This window comes from Pseudomonas sp. LjRoot71 (assembly GCF_964253255.1).
Taxonomy (GTDB): Bacteria; Pseudomonadota; Gammaproteobacteria; order Pseudomonadales; family Pseudomonadaceae; genus Aquipseudomonas.
The window spans coordinates 652971-669820 of sequence record NZ_CAXURA020000001.1 but is presented as its reverse complement, the minus strand read 5'-3'; the positions used below and the strand labels follow the sequence as shown (position 1 = coordinate 669820).

Here is a 16850-nt window from a genome sequence, read left to right as displayed (position 1 = left end):
CGCACGGCGCACCTTACGGCGTTCTACTCTACAAACAGCTGCTGCACCACCGAGAAGTCCTGTTTGCCCTTGCCTTGCTTGAGCAGCAGGCGATACAGCTGCAACGCCAGTGCGCCCATCGGTGTGCTGCTGCCGCTGGCTTGGGCGGCTTCCTGGGCGAGGCCGAGGTCTTTGGCCATCAGCTCGGCCATAAAGCCGCCGCTGTAGCCTTTGGACGCCGGAGCGTTTTCCATCACGCCGGGCCAGGGGTTGTATTTTTCCAGGGCCCAGTTACCGCCTGAACTCTGGCGCATGATCTCGGCCAGCACGGCCGGCTCCAGGCCGTTGGCCACGCCCATGGCCATGGCTTCGGCGGTGGCGATCATCTGCACTGCCAGCACCTGGTTGTTGCACACCTTGGCCACCTGGCCGGCGCCATCGGGGCCGGCGTGGAAGATGTTCTTGCCCATGGCTTCGAAGAGCGAACGGGCCTTTTCCAGGGTGCTGGCTGCGCCGCCGATCATAAAGGTTAGGGTGCCGGCTGCTGCACCCGCCGTACCGCCGGATACCGGTGCGTCGAGCAGTTCGATAGCACGCGCTTTGGCGGCCTGGTGCACCTTGCGCGCAACGTCCGGGGCGATGGTTGAGCATTCCAGCACCAGGGTGCCGGGTTTGAGCGCAGCCAGCAGGCCGTTGTCACCCAGGTACAGACCTTCGACGTGCCGGCTGGCGGGCAGCATGCTGACCACCACATCGGCATCCTGTACCGCATCCAGGGCACTGCTGGCCCGTACTGCGCCTTCTTTGGCCAGCTCGTCCATGGCGGCGGGCACCAGGTCAAACACCGTGAGGGTGAAGCCGGCCTTGAGCAGGTTGCGCGCCATGGGCAGGCCCATATGGCCGAGGCCGATAAAAGCGATCCGGGTCATGCGAAGTCCTCTCCTCGTAGGGTGCGCCGTGCGCACCAGGGTTCCATGGGGTGGTGCGCACGGCGCACCCTACAACGGTTTACAGATCCGCCAATGGGTGTTCGCCGTCCCACGCCGGGGCAAAGTGCGCGTCGATCACCTGCTGTGGAATATTCGCCACATCCGGCCATTGCCAGTGCGGCGCATGATCCTTGTCGATCAGCCGCGAGCGTACGCCTTCGGGGAATTCCGGGTGACGGCAGCAGTTCAGGCTCATGGCGTACTCCATGCGGAACACTTCGGCCAGCGATAGCTGTTTGGCGCGTTTGATCTGCTCCCACACCAGATGCCCGGTCAATGGGCAGCCACCGGCCAGGGTCTTGCCGGCGCGGGCCAGCAGCGCATCGCTATCTGTTTGCAGGGCGCTGATGGCCTGCCAGGCCTGGGGCAGGTCGGGTACATCCAGCAGTTCGTCAATGTGCGTGCGGCGTGGCAGCCACTGGGCTTGCGGCAGTTCGCTGCGGGCCTGGTTTTCCAGGGCCTTGAGCAGGCTGTGCAGTTGCTGCGGGCTGTGCTCTTGCCAGTTGAGTTGGGCCAGGCCGCTGAGCAGGTCGTCCTGTTGGCTGTCGAGCAGCACGCGGTCGGCCAGGTTCAGTTCCAGGGCGTCGGTGGCATTGATGCTGCTGGCGGTCAGGCCGAGAAACAGGCCGAGCTTGCCGGGGAGGCGGGCGAGGAACCAGCTGCCGCCAACGTCCGGGTACAGGCCGATATTCACCTCCGGCATGCCCAGGCGGCTGCCTGGGGTGACGATGCGGATGCCGGCAGCCTGCATCAACCCCATGCCGCCACCCAGCACATGGCCATGGGCCCAGCAGATAAAGGGTTTCGGGTAGGTGTGGATGCGGTGGTCGAGGCGGTATTCGTCGGCAAAGAAGCGCCGTGCCAAGGGCGGGATTTCACCGGGGTGTTCGCGGCACTGGTGCACCAGTTGAACCACGTCACCGCCGGCGCAGAAGGCCTTGGGGCCGTTGCCGCGCAGCATTACGCAGGCGATGGTTGGATCCTCCGCCCACTGTTTCAGCTTGGCATCCAGCGCTTCGATCATCGGCAGCGACAGGGCGTTTAGGCTTTTCTCGGCATCCAGGCTGGCGATGCCTATGCGCATGCCGTGCTGGGCCGGGCGTTCTTCAAAGGTCACATTCATTGTTCTGATTCTCGGTGCGCACGGCGCACCCTACGGGCGGATCGGAGCCGCGGATTACTTGTTGCGCCACTGGGCGTCGCGTTTTTCCAGAAAGGCATTGACCCCTTCGCGGGTGTCGTCGGCGTCGAACAGGTCGACAAAGCGCTCGCGTTCTTCGCTCAGCCAGGTGTTCGGGCTGCGCTCGCGAGCACCCTGAATCAGCGGCTTGATGGTGCGCACTGCCACCGGGCTTTGGCGCGCCACCTTGGCGGCCAGCAGCAGGGCGGTACCACGGGCTTCGCCGCTGTCGACCACCTGCTCGACCAGGCCGATGCGCAGGGCGGTTTCTGCATCCACGCGCTCACCACAGAGAATCATGCGTTTGGCCCAGCCTTCGCCGACCAGCCAGCTCAGGTGCTGGGTGCCGCCAGCGCAGGGCAGCAGGCCAACGGTGGCTTCCGGCAGGGCCATCTGCGCCTGGCGTTCGGCGATGCGGATGTCGCAGGCCAGGGCGCACTCCAGGCCGCCGCCCATGGCGTAGCCGTTGATTGCGGCAATCGATACGCCACGAAAATCGCGCAGCGCTTCGAAGGCTTCGCCGAAGCGCCGGGCCATCTCGCGGGCGCGGGCCTTGTCGCCATCGGCGAACAGCTTGAGGTCGGCCCCGGCGCTGAAGAACTTGCCACCTTGCCCGGTAATCACCAGGGCATAGATGTCATCGTCGCGATTAAGGTGCTCGACCAGTTGCTTGAGACCGATCAGCGAGTCGCGGTCCCAGGTGTTGGCCGGCGGCTGGTTGATGGTGATCAGCGCGGTATGCCCGTGTTTCTCAACGGTGAGCTTGTGGGTCAGGTCGAATACACCGGGGTTGTAGGGTTCGATGGCAGTGCTCATGGGTATCCTCATATCTGAGTTTGTGTAGGCGCCAGCTTGCTGGCGATGCTTTTGGGCATTTGATCGCCAGCAAGCTGGCGCCTACAGGTCCGATGTTTTGCTCAGAGCAAGCGATCCAGCATGCCGCCCTGATCCAGCAGGCGGCGGGCGATGATCACCCGCATGATCTCGTTGGTGCCTTCGAGTATCTGATGCACGCGGCTGTCGCGCACCCAGCGCTCCAGCGGGTAATCATTGAGATAACCGTAACCGCCGTGTAGTTGCAGTGCCTCGTTGCACAGGGTGAAACAGTGGTCGGTGGCGAAGCGCTTGGCCATGGCGCAGTACAGGCTGGCCTCGCTGTGGCCATGATCGAGCTTGTGTGCGGCCAGGCGCACCATCTGCCGGCTGGCGGTCAGGTCGGTGAGCATGTCGGCGAGCTTGAATTGCAGGGATTGGAAGTCGCTGAGCGGCTTGCCGAACTGCTTGCGTTCCTCGACGTAGCGCAGCGATTGCTCCAGCGCTGCCTGGGCCGCGCCCAGCGAACAACTGGCGATATTGATGCGGCCGCCATCCAGGCCTTTCATCGCGTAGACGAAGCCCTGGCCTTCCGGGCCGATGCGGTTGCCCGCCGGAATGCGCACGCCTTCAAAGGTGATGGTGCGGGTCGGTTGGGCCCGCCAGCCCATTTTCAGTTCGTTGCGGCCGTACTTCACGCCCTCGGCATCGGCCGGCACCAGGAAACAGGAAATGCCCTTGGCTCCGCTGTCCTCACCGGTACGCGCCATCACGATCAGCACATCGGTGCTGCCCGCGCCGGAGATAAAGCACTTGCTGCCGTCCAGCACATAGTCGTCGCCATCGCGCTTGGCACGGGTGCGCAGGTGCGCGGCGTCGGAGCCGGCGTCCGGTTCGGTCAGGCAGTAGGAGGCCAGCAACTCGCCGCTGACCAGGCGTGGCAACCAGGCATCTTTCAACGCCTGGTCGGCAAAGCTGGCAAGCATCCACGAAGCCATGTTGTGGATGGTGAGAAACGCCGTGGTGGCGATACAGCCCGCCGACAGTTGTTCGAAAATCAGCGATGAAGACAGCCGTGACAAGCCCAGGCCGCCGTCTTCTTCCTTGATGTACAGGGCCAGGTAACCCTGTTCAGCCGCCCGCTTGATCACATCCACCGGGAAGTGGTGGTCGCGGTCCCAGTCGGCGGCATGCGGTGCCAGTTCCTTGCTGGCGAAGGCGCGGGCGCTGTCTACCAGTAGGCGTTGTTCATCGCTGAGTTCGAAGTCCATAAATCCTCATTGCAGGGTCGGGGGTTGCCCGGCAGCTTTGCGCTCGGCTTGCCAATCGGCAAGGTCGGGGGCTGCCTGGGAGGCGTCGAGGCGATCGACGATGGCGAAGTAGTCTTGCTTGAGTGGGTCGAGCATCACCTCGGCGCGGGTTTTAACCTGGACAACATAAACGGTCTGCGCGTTCTGGTGATCAAAGGCGCGCCATTGCTGGCGGTCTTTGAGTAGCTGATAACTGTGGTTTTCCAGGGCCTTGATCAAGGCTTCACTGTCGAGGCTATTGGCTCGCTGAGCGGCGTCAGCCCACTGGTAGACAATGCTGTAGGCCGAAGCGGCGGAGCTGGATGGGTACATCTGATAGCGTTCACTGAATTGGCTGACGAACGCCTGGCCGCGCTCGGATTTTTCCAGTTCGGGTACACGCCAGGTCCATGGCTCGGTGCCCAGGACGCCCTGCATGATGCCGGGACCGGCCTGTTCGACCATGTGCTGGGTCAGGTTGGGGGCGACGATCTGCAGGCGCTCAGTCAGGCCCATGTCCTTGGCAAGGCGCATGGCGCGCACCAGGTCTTCACCGAACAACACCAATACCAGCACCTTGGCGTTGCTGGCGGCGGCTTGCTTCAGGGCGTCCTGATAGTCAGCCTGGCGTGCGCCGGGGAACGGCACCTTGAGGCCAGGGTGCTTGCCGGCATCGGTGCTGCCAGTGGTCTGGCGCAGGGAGCTTTCCGTGGTGTGGCCCCAGGTGTAATCAGCGGTGATGTAGAAGTAATCCTGATTCGGCAGCGTCTTGTTCAGGTACTGGCCGAGGGCGCGGGCGCTCATCCAGGCGTTGTTGCACTCGCGGAACATATAGCGATGGCCATCTTTGCCGGTGGTGTCGTTGGAGTAGGTGAGTGTGCCGAAGTACAGCAGGCCATGTTTGGCTGCACGTTTACCGGCGGCGATGGCCACCGCGCTGGAGGCACCGCCAAAGAGCATGGCTGCGCCCTCTGCTGCCAGACGGTCGACATTTCGCTCAGCTTTCTCAGGGCGCGAGGCGCTGTCCTTACTGCTCAGGCGCAGCGGCCGACCGAGCACGCCGCCGCGCTCGTTCAGCTCATCTATGGCCAGCAAGGCTCCACGCATCTGGGCCAAACCCTCTTCCTTATACGGGCCGGTGCGCGGGTAATTGAGGCCGAGGGTAATTGGCTCGGCAGCTTGCGCAACAGCGGTGATTCCAGCCCACAGGGCCAGAGTGGCAGTCAGTCTTTTCATCACATCCTCCGTGTGTTTGTTATGCCAGGGCACTGTGAGGCTCTGGCGAACAGGGAGGCATTGTCTTTTGGTCTAAAGACCGGCGTATTGCAATGGGTCAATAACCGCTCAAGAACGCGGTTTTATCTCCTTTTGCAGACACCGGCCGGTAGACCTTGGGTCTATTTCAGCTGAATGGTCATGTTGGCGGCCGCGCTGACGGCATCCTCATCAAACCAGCGGCTGGTCACCGTTTTGGTTTCAGTGAAGAAGCGCACGCCCTGTTTGCCGTAGGCATGCAGGTCACCGTAGAACGAACCCTTCCAGCCGGTAAAGGAGAAGAACGGCAGCGGTACCGGCACCGGTACGTTGATACCGACCTGGCCGACTTCCACTGCGTGCTGGTAATGCCGCGCAGCGCCGCCGGAGCGGGTGAAGATTGAGGTGCCATTGCCGTAGGGGCTGGCGTTGACCAGTTCGATGGCCTCTTCCAGCGTATCGACCTCCATGCACACCAGCACCGGGCCGAAGATTTCCTCGCGGTACAGGCTCATCTTGCTAGTGACGCCACGGAACAGAGTCGGGCCGACCCAGTTGCCGTTGGGGTAGCCCTCGACTGCACAGTGCGAGCCGTCCAGCAGACACTCGGCACCTTCCGCCTTGCCTTCGGCGATCAGGCGCAGCACGCGTTGCTTGGCCTGCTGGCTGATCAGTGGGCCGAAGGCTGCGTGGCCGTCGGTCCAGTAGCCGGGTTGCAGGTCGGCCATCTGCGCCTGCAACTCGTCGATCCACTGCTTCGAGTCGCCCACGAACACCGCCACGCTGATCGCCATGCAGCGTTGCCCGGCTGCGCCACAACTGGCACCCACCAGGTTGCTCAACACCTGCTGCTTGTTGGCGTCGGGCATGATCACCATATGGTTTTTCGCCCCGGCAAAGGCCTGCACACGCTTGAGGTGAGCAGTGCCGGTGCGGTAGATGTGTTGGCCCACCGGGACCGAGCCGACAAAGGAAATGGCGCGGATATCCGGGTGGGTCAGCAGGCTGTCGACCACCTCGCGCGCACCATGCAGCACCTGCAGTACGCCCTTGGGTGCGCCGGCCTCGATAAACAGCTCGGCCAGGCGGTTAGGCGTCAGCGGGTCCTGCTCGGAGGGCTTGAGGATAAAGGTGTTGCCGGCGGCGATGGCCAGGGGAAACATCCACAGCGGAATCATCGCCGGGAAGTTGAACGGGGTGACGCCGACGCACACGCCCAGTGGCTGAATCCAGCTGGCAGTGTCGATATCGCGGGCAACGTTCTCCACGGTTTCACCCATCATCAGGCTGGCGATATTGCAGGCCTGCTCGACCACCTCGATGCCGCGCCAGACATCGCCCTTGGCGTCGGCCAGGGTCTTGCCGGTTTCCCCAGCGAGAATCTCTGCCAGCTCGTCGTGGTGTTCCTTGAGCAGGTGCTGATAGCGCAGCATCACCCGTGCGCGGTCGGATACCGGCACTTCGCGCCAGGTGAGAAAGGCCGCCTTGGCACTGGCAATCGCCGCTTCGATCTCCTCGGCAGTGGCCTTGGGGGTCAGCGCTAGAACTTCCTGGGTCGCCGGGTCGGTGACTTCGATAAATTCGCGGGCGCGGCTTTCGCGCCATTCACCGTCGATCAACTGTGCAATTGCCTTGGCCATGCCTTCCTCCGGCGAACCTCAGAGCGGGTTCGGTTGTTGTTTTGCCCGTGTTATAGCCGCCTCGGTTGGCTTTGTGGATTGACGATCTTGGTCGGTAGATGGACTATCTTGGGATTTAATGCCTGGCTATGATACCAATTCTGGCCACTTCTCCCGGATTGCATCCGGGCTACCGGGGGGCACATGAAAGCCAACGTTGAAACCTCCAACTGGCCTTTGCCAGCCAACGGTGTGCGCTTTATCACGCCGCCCAGGCTGCGCCGCCTACTGGCCCGCAGCCCGTTGGCACAAGGCTGTTACCCGCTGGCCCTGGGGTTTTATCCGCAGGCGCTGGAACACCGCATGCACCGCCCGCAACCGGAGGATCATCTGCTGATCTACTGCCGTGCAGGGCAGGGTTGGCTGGAAACATCGGATGGACGATTAGCTGTCAGTGGTGGCGATCTGCTGCTGCTGCCAAAAGGGCAGGCCCACGCCTATGGCGCAGACCCGCAACGGCCCTGGACGCTGTACTGGGTGCATTTTGATGGCGAGCTGGTGGCGGACTTTCTCAAGCCATTGGGCAAGGGACCGTTGTGGCGTATCGGCGTGCAGCCGCGCTTGCTGGCCGAGTTCGATGCACTGCTGAACCTGCGCAAGCAGGGCCTGAATCTGGCGCACTTTATTCATGCCGCGCACCAGTTGCAGGTGCTGCTCACCTCACTGGCAGTGTTGCCAGCACGTACCACGCTGAAGTCCGGGCGGGTGCTGGATGTGGACGCCGTGCAGGCAGTCATGCGCGCCCATCTGCATGGCTCGCTAAACCTCGATGAGCTGGCCGCACAGTTCAAGCTGTCGCGCTTTCACTTCGCCAAAACCTACCGCGCGCTAACCGGACATGCGCCGATCCAGGACTTTATCCAACTGAAAATGGCCCACGCCTGCCGCCTGCTCGACGAAGGCGAGCAGGGCATCCGCCAGGTCGCGGAGCAACTGGGCTACGAGGATATGTATTACTTCTCGCGGCTGTTTCGCAAAGTGGTGGGGATGGCGCCCAGTCATTACCGGGCGTTGCATCAGGGGTGAGTCAGAGGTTTCCATAGGCAGGCAGTTACTTTCGGCCAGAAGTGATCGGTCAACAGCACCAGTAGTGTGGTCTACCCCTGATTGCCTCTCGTCTGACGTGAGTCGTGCAGAGTATAGGTAGGGGCAGAAGGTCAGCAGGGTAAGTTGACGAATTCAGAAGCTGGATGATTTTCAATCATCCAGCGAGCAACATCTCCAAACTGCCCAGGTTCTTCCGAAAAAATATGTGCTGTTCGTGGACTAATAGTTGGCGATCCAGTTAATGGGCCTGGATACTTAATGATTTCACTTCTGAATGCGTAATCCCAGTTGGCAACCGCAGCCAACAAAAGAGAAATATCAGATTTCTTAACCAGCTCCCACATTGTGCGCTGGTTTTCAATTGTCATTCGCTCACCCATTATTACTCCACGAATGCAATCAATCGGAACATCCATAGTCATTACTCGGTTTCCGTTCTCATCTTTTGCAACTTCGGTACAACTCGATAACGGCCTTGCTATTCTAATCTCTCTTTCATAAGACCAGACATTTGGCTTGATACATAGATCTGCAACTGGGAACGGCTGGCTCAGAAAGTCGGCAATATCATAAACTGGACGATTCTTTCTGTAGACAACTGAAATTTTACCCTCGAAGAACGGGTGTCTTTCATCAAATTCAATGATTGCCCCACGGTACTCATCCCCATAGTGCCCCCACATGAGAAGGCTTTCTGGGTTTCTGCTCAGGCAAAGTAACCCAATGGCATCATTCAGTGACTCCACAATCTTTCGTGCCTGAAAGTCACCTTTATAACGGTCATCCTCCTTAACCCAGTTTCGGAGTATTCCTTTTCTGCGAGAGCCTATGCAGTCCACTGAAAGAGAATATTGATCCTGCTCAGCAATAGTCTTTGGCGTAATGAACTGCGGCAGCAATTCGAATGGATCATTGAACGCCCCAGGCTGAGTAAATCGTATGCTTCCTTTAAGAATCTTTATGGCCGTCTTGGCTGTCACGTACTTGTAAAGAGGCATCGTTTACTACTCCCATTCAATTTTCATCGTTTCAATAACTTTACAGTTCTTTGTCAGAGGGGCGCGGAGCAGAAATCCCAGTCGCACTTCTAACTCACGCAGGACAACGCTCAAATGGTTCGTGGCCATGCTAAACAATAAGGGACTGACCATGGTTTCGGGGGATTTAACCGTGGTCTGTCTCCCGTTTTCTTCACAAGTCCGGGCAATCCCATCGCTGGGCTTCGCTGCGCTAAACCACAACCTACGCGGCCACGCGCCACCAGCCTTGACTTGCCCCAGCGCCTTCCTTAGCGTGCCGCTTCCGTTGGTATAAAGCAGGACACAGCCATGAGCGCCGCCGATAACGTCAAACTCGAAGCTGGCTGGAAGGCCGCGCTGCATGAAGAGTTCGAGAAGCCCTATATGCGTGAGTTGGGCGATTTTCTGCGAGCTGAGAAGGCGGCGGGTAAGGCGATTTATCCGCCCGGCTCGCTGATTTTCAATGCGCTCAACTCCACGCCGTTGGCGCAGACCAAGGTGGTGGTGATCGGTCAGGATCCTTACCACGGGCCGGGGCAGGCCCACGGGCTGTGTTTCTCCGTGCAGCCTGGGGTGAAGACGCCGCCGTCGCTGGTGAATATCTATAAAGAGCTCAAGCGCGATCTGAATATCGACATCCCCAGCCATGGCAATCTGCAGCACTGGGCGGAGCAGGGTGTGTTGCTGCTTAACACCTCATTGACGGTGGAGCATGGTATTGCGGGCTCGCATGCCGGCAAGGGTTGGCAGTTTTTCACCGACAAGGTGATCGAGGTGGTCAGCCAGCAGCAGGAGCGTCTGGTGTTTCTGCTGTGGGGCAGCCATGCGCAGAGCAAGGAAAAGCTCATCGATAGCAGTAAGCATCTGGTGTTGAAGTCGGTGCACCCGTCGCCGCTTTCGGCGCACCGGGGGTTTATCGGCAATGGGCACTTCAGCCGTTGCAACAAGTTCCTCCAGCAGCATGGGCTGAGCCCGATTGATTGGCGTTTGCCCGAGCCTGCTTAGGCACTGCATTGTTGTTCGGCCAGATCCCGACGCAGGTCGCGCAGGCGGTGGCCCAGGCGTTCGCGCTGGGCCGCGTCACTGCTGCTTAGCAGTTGGCTGAACAGGTGGGCCAGCGCACGACGTGATGCGGCGTAACGCGCGCGGTACTCGTCGCTGTAGAAACTTTCGCGCTGTTGCAGCAGGCGGGTCAGGCGTTCGGCAAAGTCGGCTTGGCTGCGTTCGGCGATCGCACTGCGCAGCTCAGCTTGCCAGCGTTGACGATTCTCCAGCCATACACGGTTCTGCTCACCAAGGGTGTTGGCCCAGGCTTGCACATGCTCCACCTGGGCCGTGTTCAGGCGGCCCAGCCAGGCGTGCAGGCGCTCCTGCATACGGCTTTGGCGTTCGCTGATCTGGGTGGCCAGAGGCGGGTCGAGGAAGTCCTGGCGGTCTTCCAGATTGTCTTCGTCGAGTGCCGCGTACAACTCGTTGACCTGACGCTCGCTCAGCCCCTGTAGCAATTCGATAGCGGTGGGGGTGATCTCGATGCTGATGCGTTTGAGCGCGGCATCGAATTCAGTGAACTGCTCCAGCAGTTGTTCGCTGTCAGGCTGTGGCGCGGCGAGGATGCTTTCGGTGGTGTGCAGCCAGTCGATATAGCGCGGCAACTCGCTGCTGCAGTGCCATTGCAAATGCGTTTGCACACGTGGTTTGAGCCAGGCCTGCTGCTGCCCGTCGAGATTTAGGTAGTCGTTCAGCCGCCAGGGCACCAGCCAGTCTAGATTGCGGTAGGCCAGCCCCAGGCGACTGCAGGCAGTCACCAGCAGGCTCAGGCAGAGCAATAGCAGCAGGGATTTCATGGCGGGCCAGCGCAGTACGCTCATATCGGGGTGCCTCAATGCTGAAGGCCTGAGGGTACGCCAGCCGCAGCCGTCTGCGGGGTGGCGGACATATCTGTTAAACAAAAAACCGGCCGCGACTCAGGCAAAAAAGAGCCCGCACAAGGCGGGCTAAAAGTGGTCGTTGGTTTGGGTTGCAGAGCAATTGTCAGGCGTGGCGTTGCCAGAGCCTGAACAGCGGTTCTGCGAGAAACATCACCATAAACAGCCGTAGGGCCTGCAAGGCGGTTACCAGGGCGACCGAGAGGTGCAGCGCTTCGGCGGTCAGGCACAGTTCGGTAATACCGCCAGGCATCATGCCGAGCATCAGCGAAACCGCTTCGATACCGGCAAACCAGCCGAGCAGGGTGCCAAGCAGTGCGGTGCAGACCATCGCCAGCAGGGTGAGCAGCAGTACCCGCGCCAGGAACGCCGGTGCGCTGCGAAAGAACGCCCGGTCGAAATGGCAGCCCAGTGCACAGCCGATCAACCATTGGCCGAACTGTCCCAGGTCGCTGGGCATGCCGATGTGCAGGTCGAAGGTGACGCTGGCTGCAGCGCACAGGGTTAGCGGGCCGAGCATCCACGGGTTGGGTTGCCCGGATTTGCGCCAGAGCACCGCCACCAGGGCACCCGCCGGTAGCAGAATGGCCAGCCAGATCCAGTTCACGGTTGCCGCTGGTGGCGGTTCCATGGCTGGCAGGCCCCAAGTGAACAGCGCCGGGATCAGCAGTACCACCAGCAGCAGGCGCATGCTGTGTGCGGCGGCGATGCGTGCGGGTTGTGCGCCGTGACGCAGCGACAGGTTGACCATCTCGCTGGCACCGCCGGGCATGCTGGCGAAGAACGCGGTGGCCCGGTCGACCCCGGAGCGGCGCAAGCCGATGATGCCGATCACGCTGAGCAGCAGGGTGGCGAGCACGCCGACGACGATGATCGCCAGGTTGCTCAGCACCTGTTCCAGCACCTCACTGGTGAAGTGCAGACCAATGCCGCTGGCCACCAGCCATTGCCCGACTTGCCGCCCGCCTGGCATTTCGCGGCTAAGCACGCCGCAGCAGCGCAGGGCGATGACCGCCAGCAACGAACCGATGATCCACGGCAAAGGCCAGCCGATCAGGCTGGCCAAGTAACCGCCGCCTGCGCCAACCAGCGGCGTTAGCCACCAGTTGCGCAGGTGTTTCGGGTTGAACGAGGTGGCAGTGCTATCAGGCATTGGCCAGTTCGGCCTTGTTCTGACTGCGTTTACGCCAGGCGCGGTAGAACGGCAGGGCGATCATGCCGACGATCAGGGTCCAGACGCCCCAGGTGATCGGGCTGGCGAACAGAATGCCCAGCTCGCCGTTGGAGATCGACAGCGCGCGGCGCAGGTTCTGTTCCATCAGCCCGCCGAGGATAAAGCCGAGCAGAATGGCCGACAGCGGGAAGTCCATCTTGCGCAGGATGTAGCCGGCGACGCCGATGGCGATCATCAGGTACAGGTCGAACGCAGTGGCGTGGATCGCATAGACACCGATCGAGGTGATGATGGCGATGGCCGGCACCAGTGCCCAGTACGGCACGGCGAGGATCTTGGTGAAGATCTTGATCATCGGTACGTTCATCACGATCAGCATGATGTTGGCGACGAACAGCGAGGCGATCAGGCCCCAGACGATATCCGGCTGGTCGCGGAACAGCAGCGGGCCGGGGGTGATGTTGTACAGGGTCAGCGCGCCGAGCATCACTGCGGTGGTGCCGGAGCCGGGTACGCCAAGGGTCAGCATCGGCACCATGGAACCGCAGGCCGAGGCGCTGTTGGCAGTTTCCGGAGCGGCCAGGCCGCGCAGGTCGCCGTTGCCGAACTTGTTGTCTTTCACCGCCAGGCGTTTTTCACTCATGTAGGCCACGGCGCTGGCCAGGGTTGCACCAGCACCCGGCAGGATGCCCAGGCCGAAACCGACCGCGCCGCTGCGCAGGTTGGTGCCCAGCACCGACAGGCCTTCCTTGAGGTTGAACAGCATGCGGCCCTTGGCTTCGATGGCTTTCTGACCGTGGTGGGTGCGTTCCAGCAGCACCAGAATCTCACTGACCGAGAACAGACCGAGCACCAGTACCACGAACTGGATGCCGTCACTCAGGCCCAGGCTGCCGAAGGTGAAACGGTACACGCCGCTATTGGAGTCGATGCCGACACAGGACAGGAACAAGCCGATACAGGCGGCAATCGCGGTCTTCATCGGTTTGTTGCCGGCCATGCCTGCCAGGCAGACGATGGCGAACACCATCAGCACGAAGTATTCGGCAGGGCCAAAGGCCACGGCCCATTTGGCCAGCAGCGGAGCGAAGATCACCACGCCGCAGGTGGCCATCAGGCCGCCAACGAAGGAGCTCCAGGCGGAGATCGACAGAGCAACACCTGCTTTGCCCTGACGTGCCAGTGGGTAGCCGTCTAGAGTGGTCATTACGGCCGAGGCTTCGCCTGGGATGTTCAGCAGGATCGAGGAAATACGGCCGCCGTATTCGCAGCCCAGGTACACGGCCGCGAGCAGGATCAGCGCGGTTTCCGGTGGCAGACCAAGGGCGAAGGCGATGGGAATCAGCAGCGCCACGCCGTTGATCGGGCCCAGACCCGGCAGCAGACCGACTACGGTGCCGATCAGGGTGCCGCACAGGGCGGTAAACAGGTTGTAGGGGCTCAGGGCAACGCCGAAGCCTTGGCCCAGGTAGGCGAATGTATCCATGGGTCAGATCTCCAGGGCGGAAAGAATGCCGAGTGGCAGAGGAACGTCGAGGACCTTGTCGAACAGCAGGTACAGACCAATCGCCAGCACCACGCCGGACACCACACTGGCCACCCAGGTGCCTTCATACAGACGGGCCATGGCGATGCCGAAAATCAGGCTGGCCAGCACGAAGCCCAGTGGCTCGAACAGCGCGGCGTAAATCGTGAGGATCACCACGCAACCCACCACCTTGCGGATCACGTGTTTGTCCAGGGGCGGCTCATCGCTGTGCGCGGTGTTGCTGGCCGGCTTGACCAGCAGGTACACGGCACCCAGGCCCAGAAGGATCAGCAGCAGCAGTGGGTAGGCGCGTGGGCCGACCGGCTCATACGAAAAGGGTGCGTGGTAGCCCCAGGCGATGATGCTCAGCCCGGCACAGGCCAGTAGCAGCACCGCGCCAAAAATACGTTGAGACATGAGGAGGTCCTCGTTTGGCCATGGCAAAAGCACCCCCTGGGCCAGGCCCAGAGGATGGTGTGAGTGGTATGCGGTTGGTGTGGCTGGGTGTTACTGCTGGATCAGGCCGAATTCCTGGGCCAGTTCCTTGTACTGCGCGACTTGTTTCTTCACGTAGACATCCAGCTCTTCGCCGGTCATGGCGAATGGATACAGCTCGCGATCTTCACGCAGTTTGGCGAAGTCTTCCGAGGCCAGCAGTTGGTCGAAGGAGTTCTTCCACCAGGTGTAGGCTTCGTCGCTGACCTTCGGGCCGAGGTAGAAACCACGGATCACCGGCCAGATCACGTCGAAGCCCTGCTCTTTGGCGGTGGGTATGGATTCGACCACGCTGCCTGGCAGACGCTCTTCGGAGAACACCGCGAGGATGCGCATGTCGCCGCTTTCGATGTGCGGCACGGAGTCGGAGATGTCGGTACTGGCAACCTGAATGTGGCCGCCGAGCAGCGCTGTGGCCAGTTCACCACCGCCTTCCATCGCCACGTAACGCAGTTCACGCGGGTTGATGCCGGCGGCGCGGGCGATCAGTGCGGTCTGCATCCAGTCCTGGCTGCCGACGGTGCCGCCGGAGCCGATCACTACCTTGCCCGGATTGTCTTTGAGGGCAGTGACCAGATCGTCGAGGGTCTTGTACGGCGAGTCCTGGCGCACGGCCAGGGCACCGTAGCTGGTGCCAACGCCGGCCAGCCACTTCACCGCGTTCTCGTCAAAACGGCCGAACTTGCCTTGCGCCAGGTTGAGTAGCGAACCGCTGGAGAACGCGGTGATGGTGCCGGCATCGGCAGGGCGCTGGGCGACCACGGCGTTGTAGGCCACTGCGCCGACGCCGCCGGGCATGTAGGTCACGCGCATCGGCGACTTCAGCAGTTTGCCCTGCAGCAGGGCGCTTTGCGCCAGTTTGCAGGTCAGGTCGAAACCACCGCCAGGCGCAGCCGGGGCGATGCATTCCGGGCGCTTGGGCTCGGCGGCCAGAATCTGGCCGGCGAAGGCCAGGCAGGCTGTGGCTAAGGCGATACGGGTAAAGGCAGTTTTCATTTGGCGATCCTCTTGGTTCTTATTGTGGGTTACCAGATCGGCAGTGTGTAGCCGACGATCACGCGGTTCTCGTCCGCATCACGGGCGAAGTCGGATTTGAAGCTGGCATTGCGCAGACGCACATAGACATCTTTCAGCGGCCCGCTTTGCACCACGTACTTGACCTCAATGTCGCGCTCCCACTCGCCGCCGGTGTCGTTGCTACCAGCGATCTGCGCGTCACTGCCTTTGATATAGCGGGTCATAAAGCTCAGGCCGGGGATGCCGAGCTTGCCCAGGTCGTAGTCGTAACGGGCCTGCCAGGAGCGCTCGTCGGCGTTGGCGAAGTCGTTGATTTGCACGAAGTTGACCAGAAACGGATCGCTTCCATCGATATAGGCATAACCGGTGTCGCCGCTCATGTCCTGAAAGCCCAAGCCCAGTTTGTGGCCGTTGATGGCGTAGGTGAGCATGGCGTTGAACGCGCGGTTGTCGATTTTGCCGGCATTGGCCGCGCCGCTGTCCTTGCTCAGCATCAGGCGTACATCAGCACTCAGGGTGCCGCCGCCCAGTGGCTGGCTGGCGAGCAGGCCGAAGAAGTGCTGACGGTAGATGTCGTCCAGATCAGCGAAGTAGTAACGCCCGGTCAGACCCTTGGCGAACTGGTAGTCGAGGCCCAGCAGGTCGAGATGATCCGCCGTGATGCCGGCGGCGAAGCGACGGTTCTTGCTGTTGAGGATCAGCTCCTCGGAGTTGGTCGATGCGCGGTCGATCACCTTGTCCAATCGGCCACCGGTAAAGGTCAGGCCGTCGAGTTCGCTGGAGGTCAGCAGGCCGCCTTCGAATACCTGGGGCAGCAGGCGGCTGTCGCTGGCCTTGACCACGGGCAGTTCGGGTACGTGGGAGCCGTAGCGCAGTTCGGTGCTGGAGATTTTTACCTTTGCGGTCAGGCCCAGGCGACCGTATTGGTCCGGGGTGCCGCCGTCATCCTGTACCGGCAGCAGGTCGGTGCCGGTGCGCCCGCCACCGGAGTCCAGCTTGATACCCAGCATGCCCATGGCGTCGAGGCCAAAGCCGACAGTGCCTTCGGTGTAGCCGGATTTGAGGTCGAGCAGGAAACCCTGGCCCCATTCCTCGCGTTTTTTCTGCCCGGCGTTCTCACGGAAATCACGATTGAGGTAAATGTTGCTGGTGGTCAGGCTGGCCGTGCTATCGGCGATAAATTCGGCGTGGGCCATGGGGGCAAGCAGGGTCGTGGCAATGGCCAGGCTAAGCAGGCGAGCAGGCGCAAGTGCCTGATGAGATGCAGTCGGCATCTTGTGGTCTCCATTGTTGTTTTTGTCACGGCTGGGCACCACTGCGTCAGCCGTTCTGGGCGGTGGATCGAGCCACCTGAGCCCGATGCTATGAGGCCAAGCTTTCACCAGGCTTTCAGCTTGAAAGAAACTCACTGGGACATTCGCAGCCGCTTTTGCGCCGTTACACTGAGCACATAAAAACAAGT

General features: G+C 61.4%; 15 protein-coding genes. 2 read left to right on the top strand and 13 right to left on the bottom strand.

Annotated features, from left to right (window positions below; genetic code table 11):
• Window positions 1–23 precede the first annotated feature (23 nt).
• The 6 genes from mmsB to ACSQ17_RS03240 all read right to left on the bottom strand — a co-directional run bounded on the left by mmsB (window position 24) and on the right by ACSQ17_RS03240 (window position 7144).
• Window positions 24–944 carry a 3-hydroxyisobutyrate dehydrogenase gene (gene mmsB / locus ACSQ17_RS03265; protein ID WP_436067568.1) on the bottom strand — a complete coding sequence of 307 codons (921 nt, stop codon included), beginning with the start codon at window positions 942–944 and terminating at the stop codon, window positions 24–26.
• Window positions 945–987: 43 nt separating this feature from the next.
• Window positions 988–2091: an enoyl-CoA hydratase/isomerase family protein gene (locus ACSQ17_RS03260; RefSeq protein ID WP_436067567.1), complete on the bottom strand. Its 1104-nt coding sequence runs from the start codon at window positions 2089–2091 to the stop codon at window positions 988–990.
• Window positions 2092–2145: 54 nt separating this feature from the next.
• On the bottom strand, window positions 2146–2964 hold the full coding sequence (locus tag ACSQ17_RS03255; protein ID WP_436067566.1) for an enoyl-CoA hydratase: 819 nt from the start codon (window positions 2962–2964) through the stop codon (window positions 2146–2148).
• Between the two features lie 101 nt (window positions 2965–3065).
• Window positions 3066–4232: an acyl-CoA dehydrogenase family protein gene (locus ACSQ17_RS03250; RefSeq protein WP_436067565.1), complete on the bottom strand. Its 1167-nt coding sequence runs from the start codon at window positions 4230–4232 to the stop codon at window positions 3066–3068.
• A gap of 6 nt (window positions 4233–4238) precedes the next feature.
• Window positions 4239–5486, bottom strand: coding sequence for a substrate-binding protein (locus ACSQ17_RS03245; RefSeq protein WP_436067564.1), 1248 nt, complete (start codon window positions 5484–5486; stop codon window positions 4239–4241).
• Between the two features lie 161 nt (window positions 5487–5647).
• The gene (locus ACSQ17_RS03240; RefSeq protein WP_436067563.1) at window positions 5648–7144 is read right to left on the bottom strand and encodes a CoA-acylating methylmalonate-semialdehyde dehydrogenase; all 1497 of its coding nucleotides are present in this window, start codon (window positions 7142–7144) and stop codon (window positions 5648–5650) included.
• A 183-nt stretch (window positions 7145–7327) separates the two neighbouring features.
• Between ACSQ17_RS03240 and ACSQ17_RS03235 the strand changes: the two genes are divergently transcribed.
• Window positions 7328–8209 (top strand): helix-turn-helix domain-containing protein, encoded by an 882-nt coding sequence (locus ACSQ17_RS03235; protein WP_436067562.1) that lies wholly within the window; start codon window positions 7328–7330, stop codon window positions 8207–8209.
• Window positions 8210–8340: 131 nt separating this feature from the next.
• Here ACSQ17_RS03235 and ACSQ17_RS03230 read toward each other — a convergent pair whose 3' ends face one another.
• The gene (locus tag ACSQ17_RS03230) at window positions 8341–9228 is read right to left on the bottom strand and encodes a DUF2971 domain-containing protein (protein WP_436067561.1); all 888 of its coding nucleotides are present in this window, start codon (window positions 9226–9228) and stop codon (window positions 8341–8343) included.
• A 330-nt stretch (window positions 9229–9558) separates the two neighbouring features.
• Here ACSQ17_RS03230 and ung point away from each other — a divergent pair, with 330 nt between their 5' ends.
• Window positions 9559–10254 (top strand): uracil-DNA glycosylase, encoded by a 696-nt coding sequence (gene ung / locus ACSQ17_RS03225; protein ID WP_436067560.1) that lies wholly within the window; start codon window positions 9559–9561, stop codon window positions 10252–10254.
• Here the strand turns inward: ung and ACSQ17_RS03220 are convergent.
• The 6 genes from ACSQ17_RS03220 to ACSQ17_RS03195 form a co-directional block, all read right to left on the bottom strand.
• Window positions 10251–11117, bottom strand: coding sequence for a DUF6279 family lipoprotein (locus ACSQ17_RS03220; protein ID WP_436067559.1), 867 nt, complete (start codon window positions 11115–11117; stop codon window positions 10251–10253). The two genes, ung and ACSQ17_RS03220, sit on opposite strands and share 4 nt — an antisense overlap.
• Before the next feature lie 163 nt (window positions 11118–11280).
• Window positions 11281–12327 (bottom strand): AbrB family transcriptional regulator, encoded by a 1047-nt coding sequence (locus ACSQ17_RS03215; RefSeq protein WP_436067558.1) that lies wholly within the window; start codon window positions 12325–12327, stop codon window positions 11281–11283.
• Window positions 12320–13834: a tripartite tricarboxylate transporter permease gene (locus tag ACSQ17_RS03210; RefSeq protein ID WP_436067557.1), complete on the bottom strand. Its 1515-nt coding sequence runs from the start codon at window positions 13832–13834 to the stop codon at window positions 12320–12322. The genes ACSQ17_RS03215 and ACSQ17_RS03210 overlap by 8 nt, the downstream gene beginning before the upstream one ends.
• 3 nt (window positions 13835–13837) lie before the next feature.
• On the bottom strand, window positions 13838–14293 hold the full coding sequence (locus ACSQ17_RS03205) for a tripartite tricarboxylate transporter TctB family protein (protein WP_436067556.1): 456 nt from the start codon (window positions 14291–14293) through the stop codon (window positions 13838–13840).
• Window positions 14294–14383: 90 nt separating this feature from the next.
• The gene (locus tag ACSQ17_RS03200) at window positions 14384–15367 is read right to left on the bottom strand and encodes a Bug family tripartite tricarboxylate transporter substrate binding protein (RefSeq protein WP_436067555.1); all 984 of its coding nucleotides are present in this window, start codon (window positions 15365–15367) and stop codon (window positions 14384–14386) included.
• A 29-nt stretch (window positions 15368–15396) separates the two neighbouring features.
• Window positions 15397–16662 carry an OprD family porin gene (locus ACSQ17_RS03195; protein WP_436067554.1) on the bottom strand — a complete coding sequence of 422 codons (1266 nt, stop codon included), beginning with the start codon at window positions 16660–16662 and terminating at the stop codon, window positions 15397–15399.
• Window positions 16663–16850 lie beyond the last annotated feature (188 nt).

Excerpts from the sequence above, each read along its gene's own strand:
- ACSQ17_RS03240 (WP_436067563.1), bottom strand. The coding sequence starts at position 7,144 with ATGGCCAAGGCAATTGCACAGTTGATCGACGGTGAATGGCGCGAAAGC.
- ACSQ17_RS03255 (WP_436067566.1), bottom strand. The coding sequence starts at position 2,964 with ATGAGCACTGCCATCGAACCCTACAACCCCGGTGTATTCGACCTGACC.
- ACSQ17_RS03235 (WP_436067562.1), top strand. The coding sequence starts at position 7,328 with ATGAAAGCCAACGTTGAAACCTCCAACTGGCCTTTGCCAGCCAACGGT.
- ACSQ17_RS03205 (WP_436067556.1), bottom strand. The coding sequence starts at position 14,293 with ATGTCTCAACGTATTTTTGGCGCGGTGCTGCTACTGGCCTGTGCCGGG.
- ACSQ17_RS03260 (WP_436067567.1), bottom strand. The coding sequence starts at position 2,091 with ATGAATGTGACCTTTGAAGAACGCCCGGCCCAGCACGGCATGCGCATA.
- ACSQ17_RS03210 (WP_436067557.1), bottom strand. The coding sequence starts at position 13,834 with ATGGATACATTCGCCTACCTGGGCCAAGGCTTCGGCGTTGCCCTGAGC.
- ACSQ17_RS03230 (WP_436067561.1), bottom strand. The coding sequence starts at position 9,228 with ATGCCTCTTTACAAGTACGTGACAGCCAAGACGGCCATAAAGATTCTT.
- ACSQ17_RS03220 (WP_436067559.1), bottom strand. The coding sequence starts at position 11,117 with ATGAGCGTACTGCGCTGGCCCGCCATGAAATCCCTGCTGCTATTGCTC.
- ACSQ17_RS03200 (WP_436067555.1), bottom strand. The coding sequence starts at position 15,367 with ATGAAAACTGCCTTTACCCGTATCGCCTTAGCCACAGCCTGCCTGGCC.
- ACSQ17_RS03250 (WP_436067565.1), bottom strand. The coding sequence starts at position 4,232 with ATGGACTTCGAACTCAGCGATGAACAACGCCTACTGGTAGACAGCGCC.
- ung (WP_436067560.1), top strand. The coding sequence starts at position 9,559 with ATGAGCGCCGCCGATAACGTCAAACTCGAAGCTGGCTGGAAGGCCGCG.
- ACSQ17_RS03215 (WP_436067558.1), bottom strand. The coding sequence starts at position 12,327 with ATGCCTGATAGCACTGCCACCTCGTTCAACCCGAAACACCTGCGCAAC.
- ACSQ17_RS03195 (WP_436067554.1), bottom strand. The coding sequence starts at position 16,662 with ATGCCGACTGCATCTCATCAGGCACTTGCGCCTGCTCGCCTGCTTAGC.
- ACSQ17_RS03245 (WP_436067564.1), bottom strand. The coding sequence starts at position 5,486 with ATGAAAAGACTGACTGCCACTCTGGCCCTGTGGGCTGGAATCACCGCT.